Source organism: Herbivorax alkaliphila, assembly GCF_030848475.1.
Lineage (GTDB): Bacteria > Bacillota > Clostridia > Acetivibrionales > Acetivibrionaceae > Herbivorax.
Genome location: NZ_JAVDDS010000092.1, coordinates 1 through 4,895, shown reverse-complemented (window position 1 = coordinate 4,895; position 4,895 = coordinate 1). Strand labels below are relative to the sequence as shown.

Annotated in this window: 5 protein-coding genes and 1 pseudogene; 3 read left to right on the top strand and 3 right to left on the bottom strand. The window is 28.4% G+C overall.

Annotated features, from left to right (window positions below; translation table 11 throughout):
• Positions 1-57 precede the first annotated feature (57 nt).
• Complete coding sequence (locus RBH29_RS17080) at positions 58-933, bottom strand: DUF4145 domain-containing protein (RefSeq protein ID WP_306698214.1); 876 nt, start codon at positions 931-933, stop codon at positions 58-60.
• A 1,418-nt stretch (positions 934-2,351) separates the two neighbouring features.
• On the opposite strand from RBH29_RS17080, the gene RBH29_RS17075 reads away from it, so the two are divergent.
• The 3 genes from RBH29_RS17075 (at position 2,352) to RBH29_RS17065 (ending at position 3,292) form a co-directional block, all read left to right on the top strand.
• Positions 2,352-2,723 carry a hypothetical protein gene (locus tag RBH29_RS17075; RefSeq protein ID WP_306698213.1) on the top strand — a complete coding sequence of 124 codons (372 nt, stop codon included), beginning with the start codon at positions 2,352-2,354 and terminating at the stop codon, positions 2,721-2,723.
• 157 nt (positions 2,724-2,880) lie between these two features.
• Complete coding sequence (locus RBH29_RS17070) at positions 2,881-3,072, top strand: hypothetical protein (RefSeq protein WP_306698212.1); 192 nt, start codon at positions 2,881-2,883, stop codon at positions 3,070-3,072.
• Between the two features lie 16 nt (positions 3,073-3,088).
• The gene (locus tag RBH29_RS17065) at positions 3,089-3,292 is read left to right on the top strand and encodes a hypothetical protein (RefSeq protein ID WP_306698211.1); all 204 of its coding nucleotides are present in this window, start codon (positions 3,089-3,091) and stop codon (positions 3,290-3,292) included.
• A 212-nt stretch (positions 3,293-3,504) separates the two neighbouring features.
• Here the strand turns inward: RBH29_RS17065 and tnpA are convergent.
• Together tnpA and RBH29_RS17055 are read right to left on the bottom strand one after the other, a co-directional pair.
• A pseudogene (tnpA, locus tag RBH29_RS17060) lies at positions 3,505-3,917 on the bottom strand (IS200/IS605 family transposase).
• A 158-nt stretch (positions 3,918-4,075) separates the two neighbouring features.
• Positions 4,076-4,627, bottom strand: coding sequence for a recombinase family protein (locus tag RBH29_RS17055; protein WP_306698210.1), 552 nt, complete (start codon positions 4,625-4,627; stop codon positions 4,076-4,078).
• Between the last annotated feature and the right edge of the window lie 268 nt (positions 4,628-4,895).

Genomic DNA, 4,895 nt, shown 5'->3' with positions numbered 1-4,895 from the left:
AAAGCGAAACTAGAGGTTAATTCTTGCAATAGAATCCAGTTTTGGTTTTTTGTTATTTTACTTATTTAGCATTTGTTTTGCAATTTCAAGGGTTTTTAATTTTTCATTTTTTTTATAAGGAATCTCATAAATAACTAGAAGTAAGTAACTTATAATTTCAATTATATTTTTAATCAAATTGTTATCGATAATAGCTTGTTTTCTAAAATCTTCAGTATGAACAGCACTGTTTCCTATCTCTTTAAGGCGTTCTAAAAAATCTATATTAATTTGCGATGCCCAATTTGGAGCACTACCATTATTGATATCTTCTTCTAATTTTTTAATTCTCTTTCCTAACATTCCTTTTTTATAATCTTGTTCATATAGTATTTGTTCTAATGACGATCTATACATAGTTGCAGCTGCACTATTAGCACCTATTGTATGTGCTTTATAGGCTTGGTCTAAATAATATGATACAGATTCTGGTGTATGTGGCGTAGTTACACCTCCATCTGTATCAGGTAGAAGAACAAGCATTTGTTCTTTTGAACCTCTATAAATGATTGCTGTATAAAACATATTACACTGTAAACATTTACACTCATATAAAGAAGGGCTCAGTAAATGATATATACTTTTTAAAGCATTAGAAAATTCTTCTTTAGGAATTGAAAAAATTCTTTTACCCAAAATTTGTCCTCTTTTTGCCTGATCCATTCTGTTTGCTGTAATGCTGTTCATAATATTTAATAACCTTTGGTGAATATTTTCATTGTTAAGGGAATTATTTTTGTATAATATCTTTACACTAAAAACTCTTTTATCTCCACATTTAGAACAATAGAGATTGCCTTTTAAATTTTCAACATTATTTAACGTTATGCTATTGCCTTCTATCGTTATTAATAAATCTCTAAATCCTTTTATACTATCAATATCTTTTAACATTTTAACACCTCTTAATTTTGTTTGTATAAGTCTTCTTCTCTTAGTATTATAAAAAAATGTTTAAGAGTCTTACTTAATTTATTTTACCAATACTTTTTAGTAAAAGAAAGTATATATATAATAACGGTTTTAAATATTCAAAAACTTGTAATATCTATTTTAATCTTATATTATAAAATTATCTATTGTTTTTTCTATAAAGGCATGACTTAGAGCGAGGAAAGGCAATAGTGCGATTTCCCCGCCATCTTTTGATTTTATTTTATGTAGATGTTTATGTTGATGTTGAGTTCCTTAATGTTAATTTCAAAAAGTGTTACAAAAACTAAAGTAATTATACATATTTCTATCATTTATATCACCTTCCCTTTTATATATTTACCTCTTACAATTTTAATGCTTCTTAAGAGGCGTCGCCTTGTTTCTTGAGGTGTCTCCTTGTTTCTTAAAGTGTTTCCTACAATGCAAACAGTTCCTAAATTAAGAGATGTATCTCATTGTTTCTGTGATGTATCTCCTCATTTCTTAGGGTAGACAGTTCCTTATATCCTAAAAAAAACAATGCAATTAACACGGACTAACGTCCGTGTATTGGCACTTAAAAAAGACCTTTTGAAATCTAATTTTCAACCGTCATACAATTAATTACATAACTGGATAATCGGAAATTGATTTTTAAAAAGCTTTTATTGCTTATTTTGAAATACAAAAAATGTTAAATACAGTAATGAAGCATGTTTGAAGTGTTAATCTTTACTGCACATTCCAGGACACCAGGAACGGATCCGGAAGAGCTGCAGGTCAAAAAAATTGGAAAAAAATAGTTGCACTAAGGCAACTATTTTTATTTTGGTTTTATTTATTTCGTAGTAATGTAATAACTGTACAAACCATTGTAATAGTGTCACACATTGTTGTAATTAATAATAATACTACTAATACCTTATCATCCATGAAAACAACCCCCTCTCTAGTCGATATAGTCTCTATATATAAACACGCGTTGTGCGAAGCTAGACTTTTTTTATGAAAACAACAAACTTCTTTGTATAAGCCTCTCTTCTTTTTAGAAGTATCTTATTTTTTTATAGAAAGAGCAGATACTTTTATTATTCAACCTATAATAAGACATAAAAAAAGAACCCGTGTTTGGGTTCTTTTTAGATATAATGTTAAAATTTAATGTTGATTTTTATTTTAGTGTTGATTTTAAATGTTATAAATGGTATTAGAATTAATATAATAGCAAAAATTTCCATTTAAGCACCTCCTACTTTTTTTTTATACGAATAAACACTATAATACTCATTTTATTTTTTTAATTTAACATAAAAAAAGAGAACCTGTTTTGGGTTCTCTCGATATCTTAATTATAACATAGTATTTGTGTAGTTTTGTGCAAATATGGGAGCTTTGTGTTGAAAGTTTTATCAATAATAGATATAATTTATAAAAAGATTGTTTTAAAAAAAACTAAAAAAGGGGTAAATCGTATGTATGAAGAAATATTTAATATTCAAGAAGTAGATTATTTTAATGCTAATAAGCTACTTAAAACAAATTGTTTTAAGTTATTGGACACATGTAAAAAGGTATTAGATTATGACACTGGTTCTGAAAAAATAGTGTACAGTTTAGGACAATTTATAAAAGGCGAATGCGAAGAATGCAGAAAAAAAGAACCAGAAAAACATCATAGTACTATAACTTATACATTTGAAGATAGCGGCAGGGGAACAATGTGTGTAAAAGGTAAATGTGGAATATGCAAAAATGAAATTTTTCTTTAACCCATAGTAGTAATAATCCATAGCAATTAATTACAATATATATAGGAGAAATTTTATAAAAAAAACTGTTCAAGAATTTTTAGAAAATACAAATAGAGAATATTACCACGAGTTAGAAAAATATCTGAGAACTTCTGACTTATTATCTAAAGAAGATATGGATAAGATTATTAATCATTTTGGTTTAATAGCATTTGAAATCACTGGTTTCAGTGAATTATATAAAATTCTTTCCGCAATTGATGCAGATAAATCAATGAAAAACTGGACAAGAAGAATTGGAGTATTGACAATAGCAATCACGGTGATGACTCTTTTAATGTTAATTATTAATGTGTGTCAAAAATAATTGGAGGTTTGGTAACATGAATAAAAAAATTAGAAATAAACTATCTTCAGACTTGAATCCAAAAGGTACAAAAATTCAAAGCAGATTTTTAATTTCTAAACTTGCTAAACAATTTAAAACAACAAAACAAAGAATTTCAGGAAATATATCTTTCATGGTTCGTAATGGTGATTTAATTGTCCATAGAAAATATCCAAAAAGTGAATTAGAGTTGAGTTAACACGGACTAACGTCCGCGTATTGGCACTTAAAAAAGACCTTTTGAAATCTAATTTTCAACCATCATACAATCACTAAACCACCCGTATAACGGGTGGTTTGATAACCCCTATAAGGGGATTTTGCTAGCAACGCCTAAAAGGCGTGTTTTTGACATCAAACCACTGCAGTCTTGTGCTATATAACCTTGAAAAGGGTTGATTTATCAATTTGTTATTCTTTATCAAAATTTTTATCGTATACTTCCTGATCCCTTATATACTTCTTTACCACTTCTTCATTAAGTCCAACAGTCGTAACGTAATAACCTTTCGTCCATAAATTTCTTGATTTTGCCTTTTTCTCAATTCAGGGAATTTATCAAAAAGCATCAGTGCACTTTTCCCCTTAAGATATCCCATTGCATAAGATATACTTATTTTTGGTGGAATTCTTAAGCACATATGAATATAATCAATACACGCCGATGCCTCTATAATCTCCATTCCTTTATATTCACACAATTGCCTAATGGTTTTGCCTATTTCTTTTCGGTACTCCCAATAAATAATTTTTCTCCGATATTTCGGCACCCATACAATATGGTACTTGCAATCCCACTTGCTGTGTTCTAGACTTTTTTCCATAGTTCTAATCTCCTTTCAATGTACTTTAGTGGTTTGAGTCACCATCTATTGTACATGAGAGATTAGAATTTTCATTACATAAGTATAACTCATCGATTCTCACACGCATAGCGTGTGGTTTAATATATTAATTAAGCAATACATTAAATTAGAAAATTTCATTCCTTTAATCTACGATAGAATGTTCCTCTATTTATTTTTAGTCTCTTCATGGCTTCTACAGCAGCAATTTCACCATTTTTCCAGAGTTTTATTACTTTATCCCATTCTTTTGGCTTTTCAATTCTAGGACGTCCAAACTTTTTCCCTTTTCTTCGTGCAGCTTCAATACCTTCTTTTTGTCTCTGCATAGTGTTTTCTCTTTCAAGTTCAGAAAGTGCTGCAAAAACTGTTATCATGAATCTTCCTTGAGGTGTTGTCGTATCTATATTTTCTTTTAATGAAACGAGTTCAACTTTTTTATACTGTAATTCTTGTACAATAGAAAGAAAATCTTTTGTACTACGTGCTAATCTAGAAATACTCTCAATGTATAAAATATCTCCTTCTCTTATATATTCAAGCATTTTTTTAAATTCGGGTCTTTTGGTATCCTTGCCAGAAAGTTTTTCAATAAAAACTTTATCTATCCCTATTTCTGAAAGAGCTATTTCTTGTCTGTCAGTTTTCTGATCTATTGTAGACACTCTTATATAACCAATTTTAGACATTTAAAACTACTCCTTGATTTTTATTACCTTTACAAAAAATATTATATCATAAAAATATCACAAAATACTTAATTTTTATTTTGTGATAACAAAAAATATGTTTATTAAACTTTTGTGACATCATTTTAATATAACACAAATATCCTACATTTTGTAATGACAGTGTATCTTATTTAAAAAGCTAATTTCAAAAAACATCCGAGACTTAAGATGGAAGTTTTTATAGCGAAAAGATTTTTTTACGACACCTATTTTAACATAGGGGGGG